This is a genomic window from Streptomyces sp. NPDC005761 (assembly GCF_040630635.1).
Taxonomy (GTDB): domain Bacteria; phylum Actinomycetota; class Actinomycetes; order Streptomycetales; family Streptomycetaceae; genus Streptomyces.
In genome coordinates, this window is the sequence record NZ_JBEXXX010000014.1 from 70,330 (window position 1) to 96,141 (window position 25,812).

Sequence of the window (25,812 nt, forward strand, 5' to 3'; positions counted from 1 at the left end):
TGCCGCTCCCCACCGCTCCACCTTCATCCTCCCGGGCGGAACCACATGACTCGCGCCATCACCCTGAACAATGTCAGCAAGGCCTACGGACGCTCCTCGCGTGCCGTCGACCGCCTCTCGCTCTCCATCGACCCGGGCGAGTTCGTCGTCCTGCTGGGCCCTTCGGGGTGCGGCAAATCAACCGTGCTCCGCATGATCGCCGGCCTGGAGGACGTCACCGAGGGCGAGATCCTGCTCGACGGTGAAGAGGCCAACCACCTGACTCCCCGCGAACGCGGCATGGCCATGGTCTTCCAGAACTTCGCGCTCTACCCGACCATGACCAACCGCGCCAACATCGGTTTCCCGCTGAAGCTGGAGAACCCACGCCAGGACCACAACGAGCGCATCGAGAACACGGCCAGGATGCTCGGCATCGAGAGCGTCCTGGACCGGTTCCCCGGCCAGCTCTCCGGCGGCGAGCGCCAGCGGGTCGCCATGGGCCGGGCGATCTCGCGTCAGCCCTCGGCCTTCCTCATGGACGAGCCGCTCTCCAATCTCGACGCGAAGCTCCGCAACCACCTGAGGGCCGAGATCTCACAGCTCACCAAGGAGCTCGGGGTCACCACGGTCTACGTGACGCACGATCAGGCCGAGGCGATGTCGCTGGGCCACCGGGTCGCCGTGATGCGCGGGGGAGTGCTCCAGCAGGTGAGTCCGCCGCGTGAGGTGTACTCACTGCCGGAGAACGTGTTCGTCGCCGCGTTCATCGGCACCCCGCGGATCAACCTGCTGCAGGCCGTCGTGCACGCGCCGCTGGAGGGGAGGATGTCGATCGACCTCGGCCGCCAGCGCCTCCCCCTGCCCGAACCCCTCAGCCCCGACCATCAGTTGCTGCGCATCCAGCAGGGACGGCGCATCATCGTCGGGCTGCGCTCCGAGGCGGTCCGGATCGCCCCGCCCAGCCAGGCGCGCCCCGGCGAGGTCGCACTCAGCGGCATCGTCGAGCACGTCGAGTACCAGGGGCACGAGGCGCTCGTCCACCTCAACACCGGTTCGCAGCCCGCCCTGGTCCCGGACCTGGAATCGGCCCGCCCGGAGCGCGCCACCCTGCGCAGACGCCGTGGCGGCCAGGGCGGGGTCGGCGTCCTGGAGCGGCTCAAGGAGCGTGCCACCGGACACTCCGGCGCGCCCGTGGCCGTCCTGGACGAACCGCGATTCGAGCCGCTCCCGCCGGGCGTGCGCAGTCCCGACCGCCCCGCCGTCACGTCCAGCGACCTTGTCGTCCGCACCGGTCCGGACATGCGGCTGCGCACCGGGGGCCAGGTTCCGCTGCTGGTCGACCTGGCACACCTGTACGTCTTCGACCACCAGGGCCGCCGGATCTGCCCGCTGCCGAAGGACGTTCCGGGCCTGGAGGTGTAGGGCGCGGACCGGTGCCCCGTCCGCCGCCGCCTCCTCCCGCGACCTGATCCGGGTCGTCGGCGGCGGACGGGCCGCGGCACGTGACCGACGTCTCTGGCGCCGCAAAACTAACGGCGCTAGTTTAGGGGGCGGACGACCTCGTCCGTCACCGCGTCCGGGAGGAACAGCCATGAAGGCCCATGACGGTATGTACATCGGCGGCGCATGGCGGCCCGCCGCCGGAACGGACACCATCGCCGTGGTGAACCCGGCGGACGAACAGGTCATCGCGCATGTCCCGGCGGGCACGGCGGACGACGTCGACGCCGCCGTCCGCGCCGCGCGCGCCGCGTTCCCCGGCTGGGCCGCGACCCCGCCCGCCGAGCGCGCGGCCCGGATCGGCGCGCTGCGCGACGTGCTCGCCGCCCGCAAGGACGAGATCGCCGAGACGGTCACCGCCGAACTGGGCTCGCCGCTGCCGATGTCGCAGACGGTGCACGCGGGCGTGCCGGTGCTGGTCGCCGGTTCGTACGCCGAACTGGCCGCGACGTACGCCTTCGAGGAGCGCCACGGCAACTCCACCGTGTTCCTGGAGCCCGTCGGCGTGGTCGGCGCGATCACCCCGTGGAACTACCCGCTGCACCAGATCGTCGCCAAGGTGGCGCCCGCGCTCGCCGCCGGCTGCACGGTCGTCCTCAAGCCCGCCGAGGACACCCCGCTCACCGCACAGCTCTTCGCCGAGGCCGCCGAGGAGGCAGGCCTGCCCGCCGGTGTCTTCAACCTGGTCACCGGCCTCGGCCCGGTAGCCGGACAGGCTCTCGCCGAGCACGCGGACGTCGACCTGGTCTCCTTCACCGGCTCCACCGCGGTCGGCAGGCAGATCGGAGCCACGGCGGGCGGCGCGATCAAGCGCGTCGCGCTGGAGCTCGGCGGGAAGTCCGCCAACGTCATCCTGCCCTCGGCCGATCTTGCCAAGGCGGTCAACGTCGGCATCGCCAACGTGATGTCCAACTCCGGTCAGACGTGCAGTGCCTGGACCCGGATGCTGGTGGACGCCGATCGGTACGAGGAGGCCGTCGCCCTCGCCGCCGCGGCCGTCACCAAGTACGTACCCGGCGAGCGGGTCGGTCCCCTCGTCAACGCCAAGCAGCAGGCACGGGTGCGCGGTTACATCGAGAAGGGCATCGAGGAGGGCGCCCGCGTCGTGGCCGGCGGCCCCGAGGCGCCGCTCGCCACCGGGTACTACGTCAGCCCCACCGTGTTCGCCGACGTCACCCCGGAGATGGCCATCGCCCAGGAGGAGATCTTCGGCCCGGTCGTCTCGATCCTGAAGTACGAGGACGAGGAGGACGCGCTGCGCATCGCCAACGGCACCGTGTACGGGCTCGCGGGCGCCGTCTGGGCCGCCGACGAGGCGGAGGCCGTCGCCTTCGCCCGCCGGATGGACACCGGGCAGGTCGACATCAACGGCGGCCGCTTCAACCCGCTCGCCCCGTTCGGCGGCTACAAGCAGTCCGGCGTCGGCCGCGAACTCGGTGAGCACGGTCTCGCCGAGTACCTCCAGACCAAGTCCCTCCAGTTCTGAACCGCCCGACGAGTCCGCGTCCCCGATCAGCAAGGAGCCAGTCCGTGGTCCGCGCCGCCGTACTGTCCGCCGTCGGAGCTCCGCTGGAGATCACCGACATCACCCTGCCCGAGCCCGGTCCCGGCCAGGTCCGCATCCGTCTCGCCGCCGCCGGGGTCTGTCATTCCGACCTCTCCCTGTCCAACGGCACCATGCGGCTGCCCGTGCCCGCGGTCCTCGGCCACGAGGGAGCGGGCACGGTCGTCTCGGTGGGGGAGGGCGTCGGCCACCTCGCCCCGGGCGACGGCGTCGTCCTCAACTGGGCTCCGTCCTGCGGCAGCTGCCACCACTGCGGCATCGGCGAGGTCTGGCTCTGCACCGACGCCCTGGCCGGCGCAGCGAACATTCACGCCCGCACGGCCGACGGCACCGAGCTGCACCCCGGCCTGAACGTCGCCGCCTTCGCGCAGGAGACCGTGGTCGCCGCCAACTGCGTCCTGCCCGCCCCGGACGGCATCCCGCTCACCGACGCGGCCCTGCTCGGCTGCGCGGTGCTGACCGGGTACGGCGCGGTCCACCACAGTGCCCAGGTCCGTACGGGCGAGTCCGTCGCCGTGTTCGGTATCGGCGGCGTCGGCCTCGCCGTGCTCCAGGCCGCCCGGATCGCGGGCGCCTCGAAGATCATCGCGGTGGACGTCTCCCCGGAGAAGGAGGAGCTGGCACGCAGGGCCGGGGCGACGGACTACGTGATCGCCTCCGCGACCACGCCCCGCGAGATCCGGGGACTCACCGGTGGCCAGGGCGCGGACGTGGCCGTCGAGTGCGTCGGGCGGGCCACCACCATCCGCGGCGCGTGGGAGTCCACCCGCCGCGGTGGCCGCACCACGGTCGTCGGCATCGGGGGAAAGGACCAGCAGGTGACGTTCAACGCCCTGGAGATCTTCCACTGGGGCAGGTCCCTGACCGGGTGTGTGTACGGCAACAGCGACCCGGCCCGTGATCTGCCGGTGCTGGCCGACCACATCCGCGCGGGCCGCTTCGACCTCTCGATGATGGTCACCGAACGGATCGCGCTGGACGGCATCCCGGCGGCTTTCGACAACATGATCGCCGGCAAGGGCGGCCGGGCGCTGGTCGTCTTCTAGGTGCCTGTCGTCGCACTGCCGTCTCCGTGCGGCGGACGGCAGTGCGACGACGGGCCCTAAGGGCTGCCCCGCCCTTGGCCGTCCTCCCGCAGCCCCGCGGTGAGCAGCCGGGCCTCGCTCTCGCCCTGCTCGAAGAGCCGGGAGGCCGGGCCCACGATCAGCGGGTCCGGCTCCCCGGCCACCGTCGCGTCCTTGTCGGGGTAGTCGAAGCGGTGCAGGACATGGCGGATGGCCTCCAGCCTGGCCCGCTTCTTGTCGTTGCTCTTCACCACTGTCCACGGGGCGTCCGCCGTGTCCGTGTGGAAGAGCATCAGCTCCTTGGCCTCGGTGTACGCGTCCCACTTGTCGAGCGACGCGAGGTCGACCGGGCTCAGCTTCCACTGCCGCACCGGATCGGTCTGGCGGCTCATGAACCGGTTGCGCTGCTCGTCGCGCGAGACGGAGAACCAGAACTTCACCAGATGGATGCCGTCACGGGCCAGCATCCGCTCGAACCCAGGGGTCTGGTGCATGAATTCCAGGTACTCGGGCATCGAGCAGAACCCCATCACCCGCTCCACACCGGCCCGGTTGTACCAGGACCGGTCGAACATCACGATCTCCCCGGCGGCCGGCAGATGTGCCACGTACCGCTGGAAGTACCACTGGGTGCGCTCGCGTCCGGTGGGCTTCTCCAGCGCCACCACCCGCGCACCACGCGGGTTCAGATGCTCCGTGAACCGTTTGATGGTGCCACCCTTGCCGGCGGCGTCACGGCCCTCGAAGAGGATGACGAGCCGCTCGTCGTGCTCCTTGATCCAGTGCTGGAGCTTGAGCAGCTCTATCTGCAGGGCTCGCTTGGACCGGTCGTACGCCTTGCGGCCGAGCTTGGAGGTGTACGGATAGTCCTCGCGCCAGGCGTCACGCGCCCGGCCCGGCGCCACCCGCCCCGTCGGCTCGGCGGCTCCCTTGGCCTTCCTAGGGCCGGTCCGCTGCTTGGCGCTCCGCGTCATGAGGGGGTCCTTCCACCGGCAAGGCGGGATTCTTCCGCGTCGCACCAGTCTGCGGACGCATCCGGGAGACCGCCACCCCGGCCAGGCAGAGCAGCCCACCGGCGACGGTGAGCAGTGCCGGTACCTCGTCCAGAAGCAGCCACGACATCAGCACCACGAGCGCGGGCACCGCGTACGTGGTGGCACCCATCCGCCCCGCCGTGGTGCGGGCGAGCGCGTAGGCCCAGGTGGTGAAGGCCAGCGCGGTGGGGAAGAGTCCCAGGTAGACCATGTTCAGGGTGGCCGACACCGGGGCGTCGGCCGCGTCGGAGATCAGTGCGCCGGTGAACGGCAGGCACGCCACGGTGCCCACCAGGCAGCCGAACGTGGTGATCTGGAGCGCCGAGCCGTGCCGGAGCGCCGGCTTCTGGCCGACGACTCCGCCCGCGTACGCCACCGCGGCCAGCAGGCACAGCAGCACGCCCAGCACGGAGGACCTTCCGTCGCCCGACATGGAGAGGCCCACCACCGCGGCACCCGCGAAGGACACGGCCATGCCCAGCAGCAGCCGGCGCGGCAGTCCCTCGCCGAGCAGCCGGGCGCCGAGCAGGGCGATCAGCAGGGGCCCGATGTTCACGACCATCGCGGCCGTCCCCGCGTCCACCTGCTGCTCACCCCAGTTGAGCACCACCATGTACAGGCCGAACCACAGCAGCCCGGACCAGAGGATCCCCGGCCAGGCGGCCCGCGACGGCAGGCCTTCCCGCCGTACGAGCAGGAGGGTGCCGAGCGCCAGGGAGCCGGCCAGCAGCCGCCCGAGGGCCAGCGCTCCGGGGGAGTAGGCCTCGCCCGCGCTGCGGATGGAGACGAAGGCGGAGGCCCACAGCACCACGGTGGTGCAGGCGGCGGCCGTGGCCCGCCGGTCACGGTGTGACGGGGGTGCGGCGGAGGAGGGGAGCGTCGTCATGGACCTGACCGTAGAGCCCGGACGGTTCGGTGCCCACCGAATAGTGGCGGACCGCCGGTGCGGCGGGCTACCGCAACTGCGGCGCGGGAGGCACGTACTGCAGGGCGAGTCCGTCGATGAGTGCCCTCAGGCCCGTCTCGAAGGCGCCCTCGTCGACCTGCTGGCGGCGCTCGGCCAGCAGATGTGCCTGGCCCAGGTGCGGATAGTCGGCGGGGTCGTACGCCGTCTCGTCGTCCACGAAGCCCCGGGCGAACGAGCCGAGGGCGGATCCGGTGATGAAGTAGCGCATCAGGGCGCCGATGTACGTGGCCTGGGCGGGCGGCCAGCCCGCGCGGACCATGGCGCCGAACGCCGCGTCGGCGACCCGCAGACCTGCCGGCCGGCGGCCGGGGCCCTGGGCGAGCACCGGGACGATGTGCGGGTGCGCGGTGAGCGCCGCACGGTAGGAGACGGCCCAGTCGTGCAGAGCGGCCCGCCAGTCGCGGGTGTCGGATTCGTCGAACATCGACAGATCGACCTGGGCGGAGACCGAGTCGGCGACCGCGTCCAGGATCTCGTCCTTGTTGCGGAAGTGGTTGTACAGCGACGGCCCGCTGACCCCGAGCTCGGCCGCGAGGCGGCGGGTCGAGACCGCGTCGAGCCCCTCGGCGTCCACGAGGGCGCTCGCCGTCTCGACGATGCGGTCTCTGCTGAGGAGGGGCTTGCGCGGGCGGGCCATGCGGCACATAGTAGGCCCTGCGCCCCTAAAACTAGCAGTGCTAATTAAAGTGGAGAGTCGAAGGATGAACCTGGAGCTCAGCGAGGAGCAGGAAGCTGTCCGGCAGCTCGCCAAGGACTTCGTGGCCCGCGACGTCGCCCCGTACGCCGTCGAGTGGGACCGGGCGGAGAACGTCGACAAATCGATCGTGAGGAAGCTGGGCTCCCTCGGCTTCCTCGGGCTGACGGTCCCTGAGGAGTACGGCGGCTCGGGCGGCGACCACCTGGCCTACTGCCTGGTGACCGAGGAGCTCGGTCGCGGGGACTCCTCGGTCCGCGGCATCGTCTCGGTCTCGCTGGGACTGGTGGCCAAGACGGTCGCCGCGTGGGGCGACGAGGACCAGAAGCGGCTGTGGCTGCCCCGGCTGACCTCCGGTGACGCCGTCGGCTGCTTCGGCCTCACCGAACCGGGCACGGGATCGGATGCCGGGAGCCTGACGACGCGGGCCGTGCGGGACGGCGGTGACTACGTCATCAACGGCAGCAAGATGTTCATCACCAACGGCACCTGGGCCGATGTGGTGCTGCTCTTCGCCCGCACCAACGAGACCCCGGGCCACAAGGGGATATCGGCTTTCCTGGTTCCCACCGACACCCCCGGCCTCACCCGGCGCACCATTCACGGCAAGCTCGGTCTGCGCGGCCAGGCGACCGCCGAGCTGGTCCTGGAGGACGTCCGCGTGCCCGCCGGTGCCCTCATGGGCCCCGAGGGCAAGGGCTTCTCCATCGCCATGTCCGCGCTGGCGAAGGGGCGGATGTCCGTCGCCGCCGGCTGCGTCGGCATCGCCCAGGCGGCCCTGGATGCAGCCGTGGGATACGCGGGGGAGCGCGAGCAGTTCGGCAAGTCCATAGCGAGTTACCAGCTCGTCCAGGAGCTCATCAGCGACATCGCCGTGGACGTCGACGCCGCCCGCCTGCTGACCTGGAGGGTGGCCGACCTGATCGACCGCGGCCGGAGCTTCGCGACCGCCGCCTCGCAGGCGAAGCTCTTCGCCTCCGAGGCCGCCGTCCGTGCCGCGAACAACGCCGTCCAGGTCTTCGGCGGCTACGGCTACATCGACGAGTACCCGGTCGGCAAGCTGCTGCGCGACGCCCGGGTGATGACGCTCTACGAGGGCACCAGCCAGATCCAGAAGCTCATCATCGGCCGCGCCCTGACGGGGGTCTCCGCCTTCTGAGTCCCGCCTGGGTCGAACGGGCGTCTGAGTACCGGTCTGAGTACGCGGACGGATGCGGGGTGCGCCGCACCGCCCGATGCTGGCGGCATGAGTGAGACGACATCGGTCAAGCAGCAGAACACCGCCGCCTTCTACGGCCAGGCCGTCGCGTCCTTCGGGATCGCGCTGGGGGCGGTGGCCCTGGGGATCTACTTCCTCGACGCCGACGGGTGGGTGCGTGCCTTTCTCGCCATCGGCGTGCTGTACCTCGTGACGTCCGCCTTCACCCTGGCCAAGGTCATCCGGGACCGCCAGGAGGCGGGCCGGATCGTCAGCCGGGTCGACCAGGCCCGGCTGGAGAAGATCCTCGCCGAGCACGACCCCTTCCAGAAGCTCTGACGATCTCACCCGCCGGACCCTCTAAGCGCTTGCTCAGGATCGGGGTATGGTGTTCGTCCTGCTGACTGAGAGGGGCGACCGACGATGAGCACGGCGGAGGAGACCGACGGCGAGAACACGCCGTGGGCCGAAGTGACGCCCGAGGCCGCCCGGCGGCTCCTCGTCGCGGCCGTCGACGCCTTCGCCGAGCGCGGGTACCACGCGACCACCACGCGCGACATCGCCGGCCGTGCCGGAATGAGCCCCGCGGCGCTCTACATCCACTACAAGACGAAGGAAGAGCTGCTCCACCGGATCAGCCGGATCGGGCACGACCGGGCCCTGACCCTGCTGGAGTCTGCTGCCGACGGCGAGGGCACGGCCACCGAGCGGCTCGCCGGCGCGGTGCGGGCCTTCGTCCGCTGGCACGCCGAGCGGCACACCACCGCACGCGTGGTCCAGTACGAGCTCGACGCGCTCGCCGAGGAGCACCGCACCGAGATCATCGAACTGCGCCGCAGGAGCGACGCGGCGGTGCGCCGGATCATCGGCGAAGGTGTGGCGGCGGGGGAGTTCGACGTACCCGACGTGCCGGGCACCGCGCTCGCCGTGCTCTCGCTCTGCATCGACGTGGCCCGCTGGTTCAACGCGCAGGGCAGCCGCACGCCGGACGAGGTGGGCGAGCTGTACGCCGGACTCGTGCTGCGGATGGTCGCGGCCCAGCGCTGACACCCCCCGCGTTCCGAACGCGGCGAAGGGCGTCGGCTCCTGCCCCTGCGGGGACCGGAGCCGACGCCCTCGTGCGACTCAGAAGTAGAAGCGCGACACCGATTCGGCGACGCATGCAGGCTTCTCGCCGCCCTCGCGCTCGACCGTGACGACCGCGGTGACCTGCACGCCGCCGCCCGCCTCCTCGACGCTCTTCAGGACCGCCGTGGCCCGCAGCCGGGAGCCCACGGGCACGGTGGAGGGGAAGCGGACCTTGTTGGTCCCGTAGTTGATGCCCATCTTCGTGTTCTCGACCCGCATGACCTGCGGTACGAGTGCCGGCAGCAGCGAGAGGGTGAGGTAGCCGTGCGCGATCGTCGTGCCGAACGGTCCGGCCGCGGCGCGCTCCGGGTCCACGTGGATCCACTGGTGGTCCCCGGTGGCCTCGGCGAAGAGGTCGATCCGCTTCTGGTCGACCTCCAGCCAGTCACTGTGTCCCAGCTGCTCGCCCACGCCGTCGCGCAGCTCCTGCGCGGACGTGAAGATCCTCGGCTCTGCCATGTCCCTGGTCCCTGCCTTCCCGCTCTCGACCATCCCGTACCGGCGCTGTCTAAGCGCTTGCTCAGCATGGTCGGCGGGTGCGTTCCTGTCAACGACGGACCGGCCGGGTGCGGGCCACGTAGGGTTCGATGAGTGCCCCAGATCCCACAGACACTCCATGCACTCACGGTCGGCCAGCTCTCCGCGCGCAGCGGCGCCGCGGTCTCGGCGCTGCACTTCTACGAGGCCAAGGGCCTGATCAGCAGCAGTCGTACCAGCGGCAACCAGCGCCGCTACACCAGGGACGCGCTGCGCCGGGTCGCCTTCGTCCGGGCGGCGCAGCGTGTCGGCATTCCGCTGGCCACCATCCGTGAGGCCCTGGCCGAGCTCCCGGAGGAACGCACGCCGAACCGGGACGACTGGGCCCGGCTCTCCGCTGCGTGGCGCTCGGAGCTGGACGAGCGGATCCGGCAGCTGGCCAGGCTGCGCGACCATCTCACCGACTGCATCGGCTGCGGCTGTCTGTCGCTGGACACGTGTGTGCTCTCCAACCCGGACGACGTCTCCGGTGACCGGATGAGCGGTTCGCGCCTGATGCCGGAGCGCCGGGCCGCGAGCGGGTCCGCGGGAGAGCGCTGACCGTCCGTCCGGGCGCGCCGGATGCCCGTCCGGCGGGCTCCGTGCGCCGGGCGGGCCGCTCCGTTCCTCAGGCGATCGTCGCCAGGTCGCCGAGCCGGGTCCGCCTGGCCTTCGCCAGTGCGTCCGGGGTGAGCACGGGCTGCGGTACGACGATGCCGCAGCCCGTGCAGACCGGGCCGGCCCCCGGTTCGATGTCCAGGTCCTGCCGCCACACGATGCGTGCCTGTGCGCACACCGGGCAACCGCTGCCCGGCTCCGACTCCAGGGCCGAGATCAGTCTGCTCAGTACGTCCGCGAGGGGTGCCGCCGGGTGGACCGCCGGGTCCTCGCACCGTGCGACGCCGTTCCCGCCCCAGGTGCACCGGTGCCAGTCGTCGAAGGCGGCCGGCCGGCGCAGCCCCTCGTGTTTCTCCCGCTTGCGGCGCTCGGCGAACCCCGCCTCGTATCCGAGCCAGACCGCCCGCGCCTTCTCCAGTTCGTCCAGCGCGCGCATCAGCCGCGCCGGGTCGGGTGCCCGGTCCTCGGGGCCCATCCCGTGCCGGGCGCACAGATGGGCCCAGGTCGCCCGGTGACCGTACGGTGCGAAGCGTTCCAGGCATTTGCGCAGCGAGTACCGCCGCAGTGCCAGATCACTCCGCGGATCGCGGACCTGTCTCGCAAGACTCCGGAAACCAGCCATGGCGCCGCCACCTCCGTCGCTCGTACTCCGTCGCCCGTACTTCGGCGTCAGTGAGTGGACGTACGCCTGCCCGGATCGGCTCCATCCAAAGACCGTTCCGTCCACGGACTGAGATGACGACTCGTCATGTGCCGGGATGTGGCGATTCGGAAAAGGTGACCGATGTTCACCTTACCCATGGGTCATACCGTCGGTAACCTCCGGCGGACCGGCCTCTCCGAGGAGCACGCATGCCCCCACGCACCCGCATGTCCCTACCCACCGGCAGAACACGAGCCGCCACCGTCGCGGCCGTTCTCGCCCTCGGCTCGTCCCTGCTGGCCTCCGCGCCCCATGCGGGCGCCGCCGAGGCGGACCCCGTCCCCGTCGTCGACCACTGCCAGGGGCAGTGCGACGACATCCTGCCGCCCGGCGAGAACGGCAACGCCACCCTCGTCGAGATCCTCGGCAACAAGGCGTTCGGCACCCACCCCGCGCACAGTGACGACCAACTCGACCGCTACGACGGCCTGGTGGCCGGGCATACGGGCCTCACGGACCAGAAGCTGAACGACTTCTTCAACGACGCCTCCTTCGGCGTCGCGAAGGACCAGGTCGAGTCCGTCACCTCGCCGCGCGACGACGTCACCATCACCCGCGACAAGGTCTCGGGCGTCCCGCACATCAAGGGCACCACCCGCTACGGCACCGAGTTCGGCGCCGGCTTCGCGGCCGGTCAGGACCGGCTCTGGCTGATGGACCTCTTCCGCCACATCGGACGCGGTGAACTGACCTCGTTCGCCGGCGGCGCACTGGCCAACCAGGGCCTGGAGCAGCAGTTCTGGCCACAGGCCCCGTACACCGAGGCCGATCTGGAGGCCCAGGTCGACTACATCAGGACCCATGAGGGTTCCCGCGGCGAACAGGCGATGGCGGACGCCCAGGCCTACGTGGACGGCATCAACTCCTACCGGGAGAAGTCGAAGAAGGGCCGGTACTTCCCCGGTGAGTACGTCCTCACCGGCAAGATCGACGCCATCACCAACATAGGCGAGATCCAGCCGTTCAAACTCACCGACCTGATCTCGATCGCCACGGTCGTCGGCGGCCAGTTCGGCGGCGGGGGCGGCGGTGAGGTGCAGGCGGCGCTGTCCCTGCTGTCGGCCCAGCAGAAGTACGGCGTCGCCGAAGGGACCAAGGTCTGGGAGTCCTTCCGCCAGCGCAACGACCCCGAGGCCGTGCTGACCGTCCATGACGGCACCTCCTTCCCGTACGCGAACAAGCCCGACAAGGCCGTGGGGACGGCGATGCCCGATCCGGGCTCCGTCACCACCGAGCCGCTGATCCACGACCGCACCGGCTCCGCGGGCACGGACGCGAAGACACCCGTCAAGGCACCGGCCGCGCTCAAGAAGGCCCAGGGGATCTATGACGACGGGGTCATCCCGGAGGGATCGCTCCCCGGCTCGGGATCCGGCGCACAGAGGCGCGGCATGTCCAACGCCCTTCTGGTGTCCGGCAAGCACACCGCGAGTGGCAACCCGGTCGCCGTGTTCGGCCCGCAGACGGGCTACTTCGCCCCGCAGCTGATGATGCTCCAGGAGCTCCAGGGCCCCGGTATCAGCGCCCGCGGCGTCTCCTTCGCCGGTGTCGGCATGTACATCCAGATGGGCCGCGGCCAGGACTACGCCTGGAGCGCCACCTCGGCAGGCCAGGACATCACCGACACCTACACCGTCGGTCTGTGCGAACCCGACGGCTCCACGCCCACCAAGGACTCCACGCACTACCTCTACCGCGGTGCCTGCACCGCCATGGAGAAGCTGGAGCGCGTCAACTCCTGGAAGCCCACCGTCGCCGACTCCACGGCGAAGGGCTCCTACCGGATGCAGGCGTGGCGCACCGGCTACGGCATCGTCACCCACCGCGCCACGGTGGACGGCAAGCCCGTCGCGTACACCACACTGCGCACCACCTACCGGCACGAGGCCGACTCCATCATCGGCTTCCAGATGCTCAACGACCCGTCCTACGTCACCGACGCGGCTTCCTTCCAACGGGCGGCGAGCAACATCGACTACGCCTTCAACTGGTTCTACGCCGACTCCCGGACCACCGCCTACTACAACAGCGGCATGAACCCGGTCCGCGCGGCCGGAGTCGATCCGGCGCTGCCCATCAGGGCGGAGAAGGCGTACGAGTGGCAGGGCTACGACCCGGCGGCCAACACCGCCGCCTACACCCCCTTCGCCGAGCACCCGCAGTCCAGCGGCCAGGACTACTACATCTCCTGGAACAACAAGCAGGCCGAGGGGTACGCCTCCGCGGGTTTCGGACTCGGCGCGGTGCACCGGGGCGACCTGCTGGACGACCGGGTGTCGAAGCTCGTGGCGGAGGGCGGCGTCACCCGCGCCTCCCTCACCCGGGCGATGGCGGACGCCGCGCTCACCGATCTGCGCGGCGAGCAACTGCTCCCCGAACTGCTCAAGGTGATCCGCTCCCAGCCGGTCACCGACCCGGAACTGAACACGGTGGTCCAGCAGCTCGATTCCTGGCGGGCGTCGGGCGCCCAGCGCAAGGAGAGCAGCCCGGGCTCGCACGCGTACACCCACGCCGACGCGGTACGCGTCATGGACGCGTGGTGGCCCCGGCTGATCGAAGCGGAGTTCAAGCCCGGGCTGGGCGACGACCTGTACGGTGCGCTGACCGCCAACCTCGCCACCGACGAGTCCCCTGCGGCCAGCCACGGGCCGAGCGGCGCGCACAGCGGTTCCGCGTTCCAGTACGGCTGGTGGGGCTTCGCCGACAAGGACCTGCGCCAGGTTCTGGGGCAGCCGGTCAAGGGCCCGCTGGCCAGGTCCTACTGCGGCAACGGTGACCTGAGCAGCTGCCGCACGGCCCTGCTGTCCTCGCTGAAGCAGGCGGCGGCGCTGCCGGCGGCGGAGGTGTACCCGGCCGACGACAGCTGCAAGGCCGGAGAGCAGTGGTGCACCGACTCGATCATCCACCGGGCACTGGGCGGGATCGCGCAGAAGGCGATCCACTGGCAGAACCGCCCGACGTACCAGCAGGTGGTGGAGTTCCCCGCCCACAGGTAGGGAGTGATCCAACCGGGCGGGCCCGAACCCCCGGGCCCGCCCGTTCCGTTGTCAGCGGTACTGCAGGTACCGCTTCCGCACGGCCCGGAACGCCGCCAGGTCCTGCGCCCACGCCCCGACGACCTCGTCCGTGTCGGCGCCCGCGTCGATCATCGTGCGGACGCGGGTGTTCCCGGTCAGCTTGTCGATCCAGTTGTCCGACCGCCAGGCGAACCCGCTCCACGACTGCTTCGCCGTCACGAGGAGCGCGATCCCGGTGCGTACCGGGTCGAAGACCTCGCGGTCCTGCACGTGCACCTGGACCCCGCCGACCGTCCTGCCCTGGAACTTGGAGAACGTCGGCGCGAAGTACGCCTCACGGAACGCCACGCCGGGCAGCTCCAGCGCGTTCGCCGCCGCCGCCCAGGTGTGGTCGACTCCCTCCGCGCCGAGCAGCTCGAACGGCCGGGTCGTGCCGCGCCCCTCGGAGAGGTTCGTGCCCTCGAACAGACAGGTGCCCGAGTAGACGAGCGCGGTGTCGGGCGTCGGCATGTTGGGGCTCGGCGGCACCCACGGCAGCCCGGTCCCGTCGAAGAAGTCCGAGCGCGACCACCCCGACATCTTCACGATCTCCAGCTCGGCCGGACGGTCCGCGAGGAACTCGCCGTTGAACAGCAGCGCCAGCTCCGTGACCGTCATGCCGTGGGCCTGGGAGATCTCCCGTCGCCCCACGAAGGTGCCGAACGCGGGGTCGAGCACGGGTCCGAGTGCCGCCCGCCCCGTCACGGGGTTCGGCCGGTCCAGCACCACGAGCTTCTTGCCCGCGAGGGCCGCCGCCTCGATGCAGTCGTACAGCGTCCAGATGTACGTGTAGAAGCGGGCGCCCGCGTCCTGGATGTCGAAGACGATCGTGTCCACGCCGGACGCGGTGAAGACGTCGGCGAGCGTCTGACCGCTCTTCAGGTACGTGTCGTAGACCGGGAGCCCGGTCGCCGGGTCGTCGTACCGGCCCTCCGAGCCGCCCGCCTGCGCCGTGCCGCGGAAACCGTGCTCGGGGCCGAAGACGGCGGTCAGGTTCACGCGCTCGTCCGGGTGCATCACATCGACGATGTGCCGGACGTCGGACGTGATGCCGGTCGGGTTCGTGACGACGCCGACCCGCTGCCCCTTCAGCAGCGCGTAGCCGTCCGCCGCCAGCCGGTCGAAGCCGGTGCGGACCCGGCCGTGTCCATGGCCGTGCCCCTTGCCGGGGGAGGGGAGGGCGGCCGCGGGCCCGGCCGAGGCGGCAGTCGCCGCGAGCGCGCCCACCGCACCGCCGGCGGCCAGCAATCCACGTCTGGACAGGCTCATTCAGCTACCTCCATGATCGCGACGTCTGTCATGGTCACGCACGCTAGCGCGCGTGACGGCCGCAGGGAACGAGCCGGACGGGACGGCTGTGGACACAGTGGCGGATGACTCGCCCCGACCCCCTTCCCCGACGACATACCGACTGGTTAGTCTGCTGGTGCAATCGGCTGAGAGAGGCGGGACCGATGAGTACGGTGCAGGGCGCGGGCGTAGTGGTCACGGGGGCCGGAGGCGGCATCGGAGCCGCCCTGGCCCGCAGATTCGCAGCCGAGGGCGCACGGGTCGTCGTCAACGACCTCGACGAGGGCCGGATCAGGACACTTGCCGAGGAGATCGGCGGCATCGCGGTCGCCGGTGACGCGTCAGGGATCATCGACGCCGCCCGGGACGCCCTGGACGGCACCGTCGACGTCTACTGCGCCAATGCCGGCCTCGCCTCGCCCGGCGACGTCTTCGCCGACGAGGAGGTCTGGGCCGCCGCCTGGGACGTCAACGTGATGGCCCACGTCCGCGCGGCGAAGGCGCTGATCCCCGACTGGCTGGAGCGTGGCAGCGGCAGGTTCGTCTCCACGGCCTCCGCCGCCGGACTGCTGACGATGATCGGCGCGGCGCCGTACAGCGTCACCAAGCACGGCGTGGTCGCCTTCGCCGAGTGGCTCTCCCTCACCTACCGCCACCGAGGGGTGAAGGTCCACGCGATCTGCCCGCAGGGCGTGCGCACGGACATGCTCACCGCCGCCGGATCGGCCGGAAAGCTCGTCCTCGCCCCCAGCGCGATCGAGCCCGAGGACGTCGCCGAGGCCCTCTTCGACGCCATGGCCGCCGACCGCTTCCTGGTCCTTCCGCACCCCGAGGTCGCCGGCTACTACGAGGCCCGGGCCAAGGACACCGACCACTGGCTCGGCAACATGAACCACCTTCAGCGGAAGTGGGAGGGGGTCGGCGCATGAGCGAGTCGATCTACGCGGCCAAGCCCTGGCTGCACCTGCTCAGCCAGGCGCAGCGGGCCCAGGTCAGCCCCGCCGAGACCCTGGTGCACGCCTTCCGTGACTCCGTGGCCAGGGCCCCCGGCCACCCCGCGCTCGCCTACTTCGACGGACGCCTCAGCTACCGCGAGACCGACGAGCTCTCCGACTCCGTGGCCGGGTATCTCGCCGCCCGGGGTCTGGAGCGCGGTGAGCGGGTCGCGATCATGCTGCAGAACTCCCCGCAGTTCGTGCTCGCGCTGCTCGGCGCGTGGAAGGCCGGGGCGACGGTCGTCCCGCTCAACCCGATGTACAAGTCCGCCGAGGTCGGCCACGTCCTGAAGGACGCCGAGGTCACGGCACTGATCTGTTCGGACCGGGCCTGGGAGGCGTATCTGCGCGACACCGCGGCCGGCGCCCCGTCCGTCCGGATCGCCGTCACCGCCTGCGAGCTGGACCTCCAGACGAAGAACGACGAGCGGGTGCTGAACTTCGAGCGGATGCCGGCCGCCGACGACGCCGACGACCTGGTGACCGTCGCCCGGCAGGGTCTCGCGGCCCCGGCCGGCCGGGAGCTGAGGGCCACCGACGTGGCGCTGATCAGCTACACCTCCGGGACCAGCGGCACCCCCAAGGGCGCCATGAACTCCCACGGCAACATCATGGTCAACGCGGAGCGCCAGCGCACCGGCCACCCCATCGCCGAGGGCGCCGCCTACTTCGTGCTCGCCCCGCTCTTCCACATCACCGGCATGGTCTGCCAGCTGGCCGCGTGCCTCGCCAACGCGGGCACCCTGGTCCTCGCGTACCGCTTCCACCCCGGCGTCGTCCTCGACGCCTTCGCCGAGCACCGGCCCGCGTACACCGTCGGCCCGTCCACCGCCTTCATGGCGCTCGCCGCGACCCCCGGTGCCACGCCCGGGCACTTCGAGTCCTTCGAGGTGATCTCCTCCGGCGGCGCACCGCTGCCCCCCGCACTCGTCGAGAAGTTCCGGACCGGCTTCGGCCCGTACATCCGCAACGGCTACGGCCTCACGGAGTGCACCGCGCCGTGCGCCTCCGTGCCGCCCGAGCGAGAGGCGCCCGTCGACCCGGTCTCCGGCACCCTCTCGGTGGGCGTGCCCGGCCCGGACACGGTCGTGCGGATCATCGACGAGAACGGGGCGGAGGTCCCCTTCGGTGAGCAGGGCGAGATCGCGGTGCGCGGTCCCCAGGTCGTCTCCGGCTACTGGCGGCTGCCCGAGGCCACCGCCGCCGCGTTCCCCGAAGGTGAGCTGCGTACGGGCGACATCGGCTTCATGGACCGCGAGGGCTGGCTCTACGTCGTCGACCGCAAGAAGGACATGATCAACGCGTCCGGCTTCAAGGTATGGCCGCGCGAGGTGGAGGACGTCCTGTACACGCACCCCGCGGTGCGTGAGGCCGCCGTGGTCGGCGTCCCGGACACCTACCGCGGCGAGACGGTACGCGCCTACGTCAGTCTGCGGCCCGGCGTCTCGGTCGAACCCGGCGAATTGGGTGCGTACTGCAAGGAACGGCTCGCCGCGTACAAGTATCCGCGTGAAGTCGAGATCCTGACGGAACTTCCCAAGACCGCAAGTGGGAAGATCCTCAGGCGGGAACTGCGTTCACCCCGCTAGAACCGGTGCACGCAACTCACGGAAGGAAGGTGGCGGCTATGGCCAAGGCGACGGACGGGAGCGGTACCCCCGTCCCCCAGAGGCTGCTTGCCGCCGCCACCCGGCTCTTCGCCGAGCAGGGGTACGACCGCACGTCGGTCCAGGAGATCGTCGAGGCGGCCGGCGTCACCAAGGGCGCGCTCTACCACTACTTCGGCTCCAAGGAGGACCTCCTCCAGGAGGTCTACGCACGGGTGCTGCGGCTCCAGCAGGAGCGGCTCGACGCCTTCGCCGAGGCCGACGCCCCCGTCGAGCAGCGGCTGCGCGAAGCCGCTGCCGACGTGGTCGTCACCACCATCGAGAACCTCGACGACGCCTCGATCTTCTTCCGGTCCATGCACCACCTGAGCCCCGAGAAGAACAAGCAGGTCCGCGTGGAGCGCCGCCGCTACCACGAGCGCTTCCGCGCACTCGTGGAGGAGGGCCAGCGCAGCGGGGTGTTCTCCACGGCCACCCCGGCGGACCTGATCGTCGACTACCACTTCGGCTCGGTCCACCACCTGTCGACCTGGTACCGGCCGGACGGCCCGCTGACCCAGCAGGAGGTCGCCGACCACCTCGCCGACCTGCTGCTGCGAGCCCTGCGGCCGTAGGGGCGTCTCGAGGACCGAAGGGGCGGAGCCGGCGAGTCCCCGTCCACCTACGGCGGTGACGCAGCCGCCGGATCCATCGGCTGGCCCGCAGCCGGTGGCGGGGTGAAGCTGGACATATGGCGCACATCCAGACTTCGACGCGTGTCCCCGCCCTGTGGGCCGTGGCCTACGGGCCGCACCGGCTCGTACCCGTCCGGATCCTCGCCCGGTGCCTGCTGCGGGTGCGGGCCTTCGTCCGCGAGCTGGCGCTGGCCGACCACGTACCGTACGGCGGCTACTGACGCCGCTGACACGGGCGCGAGAGCCCGAAACGCGGTGGTGGAGGCGCAGGGCGCCCCGTTAGCATCCGACGATGCGGATGCCGGCCGACGAAGAGATCCATGACCTGGGCCGACTGATCGGGCACACGGATCCCGGGCAGCGTCATGCGGGGCTGGTCCGGCTCGCCGAGCGCGTCGACGGATGCCTCCCGACCGACGACGAGGAGCTGGACGCACTCGCCGGGCTGCTGCCCGCGTCGCTCACCGGACCGCCCGAGGCAGATCTGCTGCTGGCCGTGCTCCACGAGCGACTCGGCCACCGCCTGGCAGGCCGCCCCCGGCCGCCGTGGCGCACGGCCGGGCACCTGCCCGCACGGGTACGGATCGCCTGGCTGCGCGCCGATGTGCTGCACGATCCCCGGGTGCTCCGCGACGAGGCACGGGGCGAGCTCCTGTACCAGGCCGTGCGAGGGGCGCGGATCGCCGGCACGCAGCGGCCGGGGCGGCTCGTGGAGGAGCTGGCGGCCAGTGACGATCCGGTGCTCCAGGCCGAAGCCCTGCGGCTGGCCCGGGAGGGCCTGCACGCCGGACTGCTGACCCCGGCGCTGGTCCGGGCGGAGCTGATCACCCTCCTGGGAGCCGCGAAAGCCCCGGTCGTCGCGGGCGTGCTGGACGAACTCGCCGAACCGTGGGCGGCGACGGACCCACTGCCGCCCGGCCTCTTCACGCCGTTCCTCCTCCCCGATCCGGTACGGGAGCGGCCCGGGCAGCCGGTGGGGCAGGCAGGGGAAGCCGCGGGGGAATGGCCCGTGGTGGCTGACGCCGCCCTCGCGGCCGCCGCCCGCCACGGGCACCGCGGACTGCTGCGCCGGGTCGTCGCGGATCCCGGCCTCGCGCCGGGCCTTCGGCGACGCGGGATGGAGCTGCTCGGTGAACTGGCGGACCGCGACGACATCGGTGAGCTGACCGCCGTCGCCGCCGGAGATCCCCTGCTGCTCGGCGCCCCGGCCATGGCCTGCCTGCGCGGTCTCCACCGCCGCGGACACTTCCCGGCCGCCCACCACGTCCGCACGGTCATCGGGCTGGCACTGTCCGATCACTCGATCCCGCCGCGCGACGTGGCGACGGTCCTCTACACATCCCGCAAGGAAGTACTGGGCATCCTGACGGACGCGCCGTCCGGCGATCCGGGATGGCCGCGACGGCTCGCCCTGCTCGTCGCCCTGGCCGGGCAGGGGGCCGGTGATCTCCCGATCGGCGAGGCCATCGCCCACGTACTCCCCTCAGCCGTCGCGCCGGCGCCCTTCCTCGAAGTGATCCGCGCACTGCGCCACGCGGACGCGGAGGAGGCCGTGATCGCCCTGCTGCCCTCGGTGCCGGCCGCGGCCCTGGACACGCTGGAGGCAATCGGCGGGGAGCGGACGGTACGGGCACTGCGCGAAGGCCTGGGCCTCACCACGGGCATGACCGCGCCGCACCTGCGGCCCGTACGCGGCCGGGCCCTCGAACTGCTGTGGCTGCTGAACCGCGATCCCGTACAGCGAAGCGCCCTTCTCGCACGGCTCGACCCCCTCGACCTGCCGCCCCGCATCGCCGCCGGTCTCGGCGCCCCGGATGCGCGGGAACTGGCACTGCTGAGCTCCCACCTGGACCCGGAAGCGCCGGTGGCGGCCCTGTGCCGGCTGGCGGCACACGGCGGTGCCGAGACCCTCCCGGTCATCGCCGACCTGCTGCTGCGCATCGTGGCCGGGCAGGCCGCCGCGAGGGGCCCGGGCGCGGCCGACCGGACGGGGGAGCACGGAAAGCCGGCCGGTGAGCCCGTGGTGCCGCAGGAGGTCCTGGTCGCCTTGGGTGCCCTGGGCCGCCGGCTCCACGCGCGGCGCGCGATCCGGCCCGTCTGCCTGCTCGGCGCCACGGACGCGCGGGAGGCCGGGAACGCGCTGGTCGCGACGCTGGCACTGGAACTGCTGGACCGCCCCGGACTGTCCGACGACGAGCAGGTGGTCCTGCTCGAACTCCTGCGCAGGGTGCCCTGGGCAGGCACTCGGGCACGGGTGCACCGACTGCTGCGTCACCGCGACCGGCACGTACGCAAGCACGTCATCGCCCTGCTCGCCCACGACGCCGCCGGCGAGGACGCCCAGGCACTCTCGGCGACGCTCATCGCGCTGACGAGGGCCCGGGACATCCAGACCGTCCGGCAGGCCCTGCTCGCCCTGGGCCACGCCCGGGCCCACTGGGCGAGCTCCGCGATCGCCGCCTGCCTCGACCATCCGAACATGAACATCAGAAAGACGGCAGGCGAGGCGCTGATACGGGCAGGCGCGCCGGCAGCGGTCCCGAAGCTCCTGTCCCGGCTCGGACAGGAGGGCAACCCCGGTCTGCGTGCCGCCCTCGTCGCGGCCCTGCGCGCCGTGCTCGGCGACGCCTACGCGGCCACCCTCGTCGCCGCCGCCGAACACAGCCGGGACGACACCGCCCGTCGCCTGCTGCTGGAGGGCCTGGACGGCGTCCTCGCCGCACGCTCCGTCCTGGCCCTGGACGAACAGAAGTCACCGGTGGCGCTCGACCTGCTGACCCTGGTGGCGTCCCGGCGGATCGCACCGGCCTCCGGCACCATGAAGGATTTGGCACCGGCCATGGCCCGGCACGGGATCACCGCACCGGCAGCCGGAGGCCCGCCGACGGCGTCCGGTGCGGCGGACCGTGACATCGCGACCCTGGTGACCGGGGGCTGGGACCCGGTGGCCGCGCTGCGTCTGGCCGGGCAGGACGTGCCGATCGGCCCCGCCCGGTCGGAACAGCTGCGGCCGATGGTGGGCGAGTGGCTCGCGCTGGCGGACTCGCGGCCGGAGTCCCGGGCCACGGTGCTCCGGTTCGTACTGGGGCTCTGCGCCGAGCCCCGGAGCGATGCGGAGCTCACGGCGTTCGCCCGGTCCGCCCCGCTCCTGCTGGACGCCCTGGCCGATGCCCGGGACGGGGACCGGCACGCTCTGATCACGGTGCTCGAAGCGGTGGCGCCGCTGCTCACGGCCACCGCGAAGGCCGCCGCCCTCGCCGCGGTGCGCGCACTGCGCCCCGCGCCGGCGTTGCCGAGCCGGTCCACGCTGACACTCCTGCGCCGCCTCGGTGGGGTACCGGTCCGCGCCGATCTCGACCGGGCCCTCGCGGACGCCCGTCTCGGCGCGGACCCCTGGCGGGCCGAGACCGCCGTGCTCCGGGAGGCCTTCGCCGTACCGGAGCCCGACGCCGCCGCAGCCGTGCCCGCGGGGACCCGGGCCTGGCGGAGGGCACTGGCCGACGCGGTCCGGACATCGGGCGCCCTGGCGGAGTTCCGCCGCGCGGACGACGGCGAAATCCCCTCGCGGGACCGGCTGGCCGCGCTGATCGAGGCCCACCGCGGTGCCGGCCCCGGGGCCGGCACCGCGCTCATCGACTGGATGTCGTGGCTCCAGCCCCTCGACGCGCCCGCCTGGACCATCGCGGAGACCTCCCGCGCACCGCAGCCGTCACCGCGCCGGGTCCGGTTCGACGGCCTGGACCAGCCGCGTTCTGCGGCCCTGCGGGAGCGGCTGCTCGCCATGCTGGGGTCGGCCGAGGCGGAGAGCAGGCAGACCGCGGCCGAGGCGCTGGCGCGGTGGCCCGAGCCGGAGGCCCGGCTGGCCGTGCTTCGTGCGTACCTGCGCGGCCGGGTCGCCCTGCCCGCCGAAGCGGGCTTCGCCCGCGCGCTCGCCGCCATCGGCGAGAGGGAACTCCGGAGCGAAGGAATCCTGCGCGAGCGGGTGGCACGCACGGCCGCGGCACTCGGCCCGTGGGAGACGGCACGGCTGGTCCCGCTGCTGCTGGAGTGGTGGGAACACGCGCCGCCCGCCGTGGCCCGGGCCGTCGGGGACGCGTTGCGCGGCTGTCCCGCCGACGCACTGGCCGAAGCGCTGGGCGAACGCCTCGACGCCGGGGCCTGGGGCTTCCTGGACCTGCTCGCCGGCCGCCCGCTGCTGCGAACCCCGGCTCTGACCCGGACCTGCCGGCGTCTGCGTACGGAAGGGCACAGTGAACTCGCCGACCGTCTGTGTCTCGTGGACGGGCCGTTGCGGGGCCCCGACGCCGGGCAGCACGACGCGGCGGCAGTGGCGGTTCTCCGCGGCCGCGGTGCGGCCGTCCCCGCTGCGAGGGGGAGCAGCCCGACCCGGCAGGAACTGCTGGACCTGGCCGCAACCGGCACGCCGGAGCAGATCTGCCGGGCGCTCACGGAACTGGCACAGAAGTACCCCGGTCCCGAACCGGACGAGGGTGGGCAGCTCCGGGCGCTGTTGGGCGGTCTGCTCACCCACCCCCGGCCCAAGGTGCGGCTGCGTGCCCACCGGACATCACGGGTGATGCTCGGCAGGGAGGCCCATCTGCGCCACACCGAAATACTGCTGGAGGACCCCCGGGCGGACGTGGTGCGCATGGCGGTCCGGACGCTCTGCCGGGCCGGCTGGGAGCCGGCGGTTCCGGCGGTGGCAGCGCTGCTCGGGCACCCGCACGCCGTCGTACGCGAGGCGGCGGCCGAGGGGCTCGTCGAGCTGGGCGTGGCGGCGGTCCCGGCCCTCCGCCACGCCGCCGCCCGCGCCCGGCCCGACCGGCGCTCCCTGTACACGGACGTGCTGGACCGGATCGGGGCCGACGGACACTGACCTGTCGGCCGCCCGGCCACCGGCCCGCCCCCTACAGGTACTTCTTGATCTCCCGTCGGGCCAGCGACCGCTGGTGCACCTCGTCCGGACCGTCGGCCAGCCGCAGCGTCCGCGCGGCCGCCCACAGCTCGGCCAGCGGGAAGTCCTGGCTGACCCCGCCCGCACCGTGCAGCTGCACCGCCTGGTCGAGGATGGAGACCACCGCGCGCGGGGTGGCGATCTTGATGGACTGGATCTCGGTGTGCGCACCGCGGTTGCCGACCGTGTCCATCAGCCAGGCGGTCTTCAGCACCAGCAGCCGCAGCTGCTCCACCGTGACCCGGGCGTCAGCGATCCAGTTCTGTACGACGCCCTGCTGGGCGAGGGGCTTGCCGAAGGCGGTACGGGCCACCGCGCGCCGGCACATCAGCTCGATGGCGCGCTCGGCCATGCCGATCAGCCGCATGCAGTGGTGGATCCGGCCCGGACCCAGCCGCGCCTGGGCGATGGCGAAGCCGCCGCCCTCCTCACCGATCAGGTTCGTGGCGGGAACCCGCACGTTGTCGAAGATCACCTCGGCGTGACCGCCGTGGTAGTGGTCCTCGTAGCCGTACACCTTCATGGCACGCTTCACCGTCAGGCCCGGAGTGTCGCGGGGGACCAGGATCTGGGACTGCTGACGGCGGATGTCCTCGCCGTCCGGATCGGTCTTGCCCATCACGATGAAGATCGCGCAGTCCGGGTTCATCGCCCCGGAGATGTACCACTTGCGCCCGTTGATGACGTAGTCGGCCCCGTCCCGCGTGATCCGGGTCTCGATGTTCGTCGCGTCCGAAGAGGCGACCTCCGGCTCCGTCATCGCGAACGCGGACCGGATCTCACCGGCCAGCAGCGGCTCCAGCCACTGCTTCTTCTGTTCCTCGGTGCCGAACTGGGCGAGCACCTCCATGTTCCCGGTGTCCGGCGCCGCGCAGTTCAGCGCGGTCGGCGCCAACTGCGGGGAGCGGCCCAGGATCTCCGCCAGCGGGGCGTACTGGAGGTTGGTGAGCCCGGCGCCGTACTCGGCGTCCGGCAGGAAGACGTTCCACAGGCCCTGCTCACGGGCCTCGGCCTTGAGGTCCTCCACCACCTGCGGGGTGTCCCACGGCGACGCCAGCTCTGCGCGCTGCTCCTCCGCGGTCTGCTCGGCGGGGTAGACGTGCTCGTCCATGAAGGTGAGCAGCTTGGCGCGCAGCTCTTCGGTACGGGCGTCGAATGCGAAGTCCATGGGGTGGGTCAGCCTTCCTGGAGGGTGGTGAGGCCGTGCTCGATGAAGACGGGGACGAGGTCGCCGATGCGGTCGAAGCCGCCGCCGACCGTCTGGCCCAGGGTGTAGCGGTAGTGGATGCCCTCCAGGATCACGGCGAGCTTGAACCAGGCGAACGCCGTGTACCAGGAGATGCCGGAGGTGTCCCGGCCGGAACGGGCGGCGTAGCGCTCGATCAGTTCGGCGGGGGAGGGGTGACCGGCCGCCCCGCTGGTGGTGGAGACCGGCGACTCGGGCAGGTCCAGGTCGGAGCTGTACATCACCAGCAGGCCGAGGTCGGTGAGCGGGTCGCCGAGCGTCGACATCTCCCAGTCGAGGACGGCCTTGATCTCGTCGTCGGACCCGATCAGCACGTTGTCCAGGCGGTAGTCGCCGTGGACGACCGTGGGGGCGGGGGAGTGGGGCAGCTGCCGGCCGAGCGCCGCGTGCAGCTCGTCGATGCCGGGCAGTTCGCGGTTGCGGGAGGCGTCCAGCTGCTTGCCCCAGCGCCGCAGCTGCCGGTCCAGGAAGCCCTCGGGGCGCCCGAAGTCGCCGAGGCCGACGGCCTGCGGGTCCACGGCGTGCAGCTCCACGAGGGTGTCGACCAGGCCCAGCACCGCCTTGCGGGTGCGCTCCGCGCCCAGCGGGGCGAGCTGCTCCGCCGTACGGTAAGGGGTGCCCTCGACGTACTCCATGACGTAGAAGGGCGAGCCGATGACCGAGTCGTCCTCGCAGAGCAGTACCGGTTCGGGGACCGGGACGGCCGTCGGGTGCAGCCCGCTGATCACCCGGTGCTCGCGCTTCATGTCGTGCGCCGTGGCCAGCACATGGCCCAGCGGCGGCCGGCGGACGACCCAGCGGCCGCTGCCGTCCGTGACCACGTAGGTGAGGTTCGAACGGCCGCCCTCGATGAGCCGGGCGTCGAGCGGTCCGTTCACCAGACCCGGCCGCTCGCGGTCGAGATGACCGCGCAAGCGGTCGAGGTCGAGACCTGGCGGGTGGACTGGGCTCATCGTGCGCACCTCCGGGATGAATAAGACGTCGGTGTTCATGATGCCGACCAGTCGGTATGTCGTCCAGTG

The 25,812-nt window shown here is 71.9% G+C and carries 21 protein-coding genes; 13 read left to right on the forward strand and 8 right to left on the reverse strand.

What is annotated here, in order from left to right; all coding sequences use genetic code 11:
- The first annotated feature begins 45 nt into the window (after positions 1–45).
- From ABZ434_RS15920 to ABZ434_RS15930, 3 genes are all read left to right on the forward strand, one after another.
- Positions 46–1,404, forward strand: coding sequence for an ABC transporter ATP-binding protein (locus ABZ434_RS15920; protein ID WP_359135974.1), 1,359 nt, complete (start codon positions 46–48; stop codon positions 1,402–1,404).
- A 169-nt stretch (positions 1,405–1,573) separates the two neighbouring features.
- Positions 1,574–2,968 (forward strand): aldehyde dehydrogenase family protein, encoded by a 1,395-nt coding sequence (locus ABZ434_RS15925; RefSeq protein ID WP_359135977.1) that lies wholly within the window; start codon positions 1,574–1,576, stop codon positions 2,966–2,968.
- Positions 2,969–3,012: 44 nt separating this feature from the next.
- Positions 3,013–4,092, forward strand: a complete 1,080-nt coding sequence (locus ABZ434_RS15930; RefSeq protein WP_359135980.1) for a Zn-dependent alcohol dehydrogenase — start codon at positions 3,013–3,015, stop codon at positions 4,090–4,092.
- A 56-nt stretch (positions 4,093–4,148) separates the two neighbouring features.
- On the opposite strand, the gene ppk2 is transcribed toward ABZ434_RS15930, so the two are convergent.
- The 3 genes from ppk2 to ABZ434_RS15945 form a co-directional block, all read right to left on the reverse strand.
- Complete coding sequence (gene ppk2 / locus ABZ434_RS15935) at positions 4,149–5,084, reverse strand: polyphosphate kinase 2 (RefSeq protein ID WP_359135983.1); 936 nt, start codon at positions 5,082–5,084, stop codon at positions 4,149–4,151.
- Positions 5,050–6,030, reverse strand: coding sequence for a DMT family transporter (locus ABZ434_RS15940; RefSeq protein WP_359135985.1), 981 nt, complete (start codon positions 6,028–6,030; stop codon positions 5,050–5,052). The genes ppk2 and ABZ434_RS15940 overlap by 35 nt, the downstream gene beginning before the upstream one ends.
- Before the next feature lie 67 nt (positions 6,031–6,097).
- Positions 6,098–6,748, reverse strand: coding sequence for a TetR/AcrR family transcriptional regulator C-terminal domain-containing protein (locus ABZ434_RS15945; RefSeq protein ID WP_359135988.1), 651 nt, complete (start codon positions 6,746–6,748; stop codon positions 6,098–6,100).
- A gap of 64 nt (positions 6,749–6,812) precedes the next feature.
- On the opposite strand from ABZ434_RS15945, the gene ABZ434_RS15950 reads away from it, so the two are divergent.
- The 3 genes from ABZ434_RS15950 to ABZ434_RS15960 all read left to right on the forward strand — a co-directional run bounded on the left by ABZ434_RS15950 (position 6,813) and on the right by ABZ434_RS15960 (position 9,050).
- Entirely contained in the window at positions 6,813–7,964 is a 1,152-nt protein-coding gene (locus ABZ434_RS15950) for an acyl-CoA dehydrogenase family protein (RefSeq protein ID WP_359135990.1), read from the forward strand.
- Between the two features lie 87 nt (positions 7,965–8,051).
- Positions 8,052–8,342, forward strand: a complete 291-nt coding sequence (locus tag ABZ434_RS15955; protein ID WP_359135993.1) for a YiaA/YiaB family inner membrane protein — start codon at positions 8,052–8,054, stop codon at positions 8,340–8,342.
- 84 nt (positions 8,343–8,426) lie between these two features.
- Positions 8,427–9,050, forward strand: a complete 624-nt coding sequence (locus tag ABZ434_RS15960; RefSeq protein ID WP_359135996.1) for a TetR/AcrR family transcriptional regulator — start codon at positions 8,427–8,429, stop codon at positions 9,048–9,050.
- A gap of 78 nt (positions 9,051–9,128) precedes the next feature.
- On the opposite strand, the gene ABZ434_RS15965 is transcribed toward ABZ434_RS15960, so the two are convergent.
- On the reverse strand, positions 9,129–9,590 hold the full coding sequence (locus ABZ434_RS15965) for a MaoC family dehydratase (RefSeq protein WP_136328192.1): 462 nt from the start codon (positions 9,588–9,590) through the stop codon (positions 9,129–9,131).
- A 132-nt stretch (positions 9,591–9,722) separates the two neighbouring features.
- On the opposite strand from ABZ434_RS15965, the gene soxR reads away from it, so the two are divergent.
- A complete protein-coding gene (soxR, locus tag ABZ434_RS15970) occupies positions 9,723–10,208 on the forward strand; it encodes a redox-sensitive transcriptional activator SoxR (RefSeq protein WP_359136000.1) in 486 nt (161 codons plus the stop codon).
- A gap of 67 nt (positions 10,209–10,275) precedes the next feature.
- On the opposite strand, the gene ABZ434_RS15975 is transcribed toward soxR, so the two are convergent.
- Positions 10,276–10,887 (reverse strand): hypothetical protein, encoded by a 612-nt coding sequence (locus ABZ434_RS15975; protein WP_359136003.1) that lies wholly within the window; start codon positions 10,885–10,887, stop codon positions 10,276–10,278.
- A gap of 230 nt (positions 10,888–11,117) precedes the next feature.
- Here ABZ434_RS15975 and ABZ434_RS15980 point away from each other — a divergent pair, with 230 nt between their 5' ends.
- Positions 11,118–13,964 carry a penicillin acylase family protein gene (locus ABZ434_RS15980; protein WP_359136006.1) on the forward strand — a complete coding sequence of 949 codons (2,847 nt, stop codon included), beginning with the start codon at positions 11,118–11,120 and terminating at the stop codon, positions 13,962–13,964.
- A gap of 51 nt (positions 13,965–14,015) precedes the next feature.
- Here ABZ434_RS15980 and ABZ434_RS15985 read toward each other — a convergent pair whose 3' ends face one another.
- Complete coding sequence (locus ABZ434_RS15985; protein ID WP_359136008.1) at positions 14,016–15,293, reverse strand: DUF1343 domain-containing protein; 1,278 nt, start codon at positions 15,291–15,293, stop codon at positions 14,016–14,018.
- A gap of 185 nt (positions 15,294–15,478) precedes the next feature.
- On the opposite strand from ABZ434_RS15985, the gene ABZ434_RS15990 reads away from it, so the two are divergent.
- The 5 genes from ABZ434_RS15990 (at position 15,479) to ABZ434_RS16010 (ending at position 23,466) form a co-directional block, all read left to right on the forward strand.
- Positions 15,479–16,243 (forward strand): SDR family oxidoreductase, encoded by a 765-nt coding sequence (locus tag ABZ434_RS15990; RefSeq protein WP_359136010.1) that lies wholly within the window; start codon positions 15,479–15,481, stop codon positions 16,241–16,243.
- Positions 16,240–17,898, forward strand: a complete 1,659-nt coding sequence (locus tag ABZ434_RS15995; protein ID WP_359136013.1) for an AMP-binding protein — start codon at positions 16,240–16,242, stop codon at positions 17,896–17,898. The genes ABZ434_RS15990 and ABZ434_RS15995 overlap by 4 nt, the downstream gene beginning before the upstream one ends.
- Positions 17,899–17,936: 38 nt before the next feature.
- The gene (locus tag ABZ434_RS16000) at positions 17,937–18,530 is read left to right on the forward strand and encodes a TetR/AcrR family transcriptional regulator (RefSeq protein ID WP_359136016.1); all 594 of its coding nucleotides are present in this window, start codon (positions 17,937–17,939) and stop codon (positions 18,528–18,530) included.
- A 116-nt stretch (positions 18,531–18,646) separates the two neighbouring features.
- The gene (locus ABZ434_RS16005) at positions 18,647–18,811 is read left to right on the forward strand and encodes a hypothetical protein (protein WP_359136019.1); all 165 of its coding nucleotides are present in this window, start codon (positions 18,647–18,649) and stop codon (positions 18,809–18,811) included.
- Between the two features lie 71 nt (positions 18,812–18,882).
- Positions 18,883–23,466 (forward strand): HEAT repeat domain-containing protein, encoded by a 4,584-nt coding sequence (locus ABZ434_RS16010; protein WP_359136022.1) that lies wholly within the window; start codon positions 18,883–18,885, stop codon positions 23,464–23,466.
- Between the two features lie 31 nt (positions 23,467–23,497).
- On the opposite strand, the gene ABZ434_RS16015 is transcribed toward ABZ434_RS16010, so the two are convergent.
- Together ABZ434_RS16015 and ABZ434_RS16020 are read right to left on the reverse strand one after the other, a co-directional pair.
- Positions 23,498–24,712 carry an acyl-CoA dehydrogenase family protein gene (locus ABZ434_RS16015; RefSeq protein WP_359136025.1) on the reverse strand — a complete coding sequence of 405 codons (1,215 nt, stop codon included), beginning with the start codon at positions 24,710–24,712 and terminating at the stop codon, positions 23,498–23,500.
- Between the two features lie 8 nt (positions 24,713–24,720).
- Positions 24,721–25,743, reverse strand: a complete 1,023-nt coding sequence (locus ABZ434_RS16020; protein WP_359136028.1) for a phosphotransferase family protein — start codon at positions 25,741–25,743, stop codon at positions 24,721–24,723.
- Between the last annotated feature and the right edge of the window lie 69 nt (positions 25,744–25,812).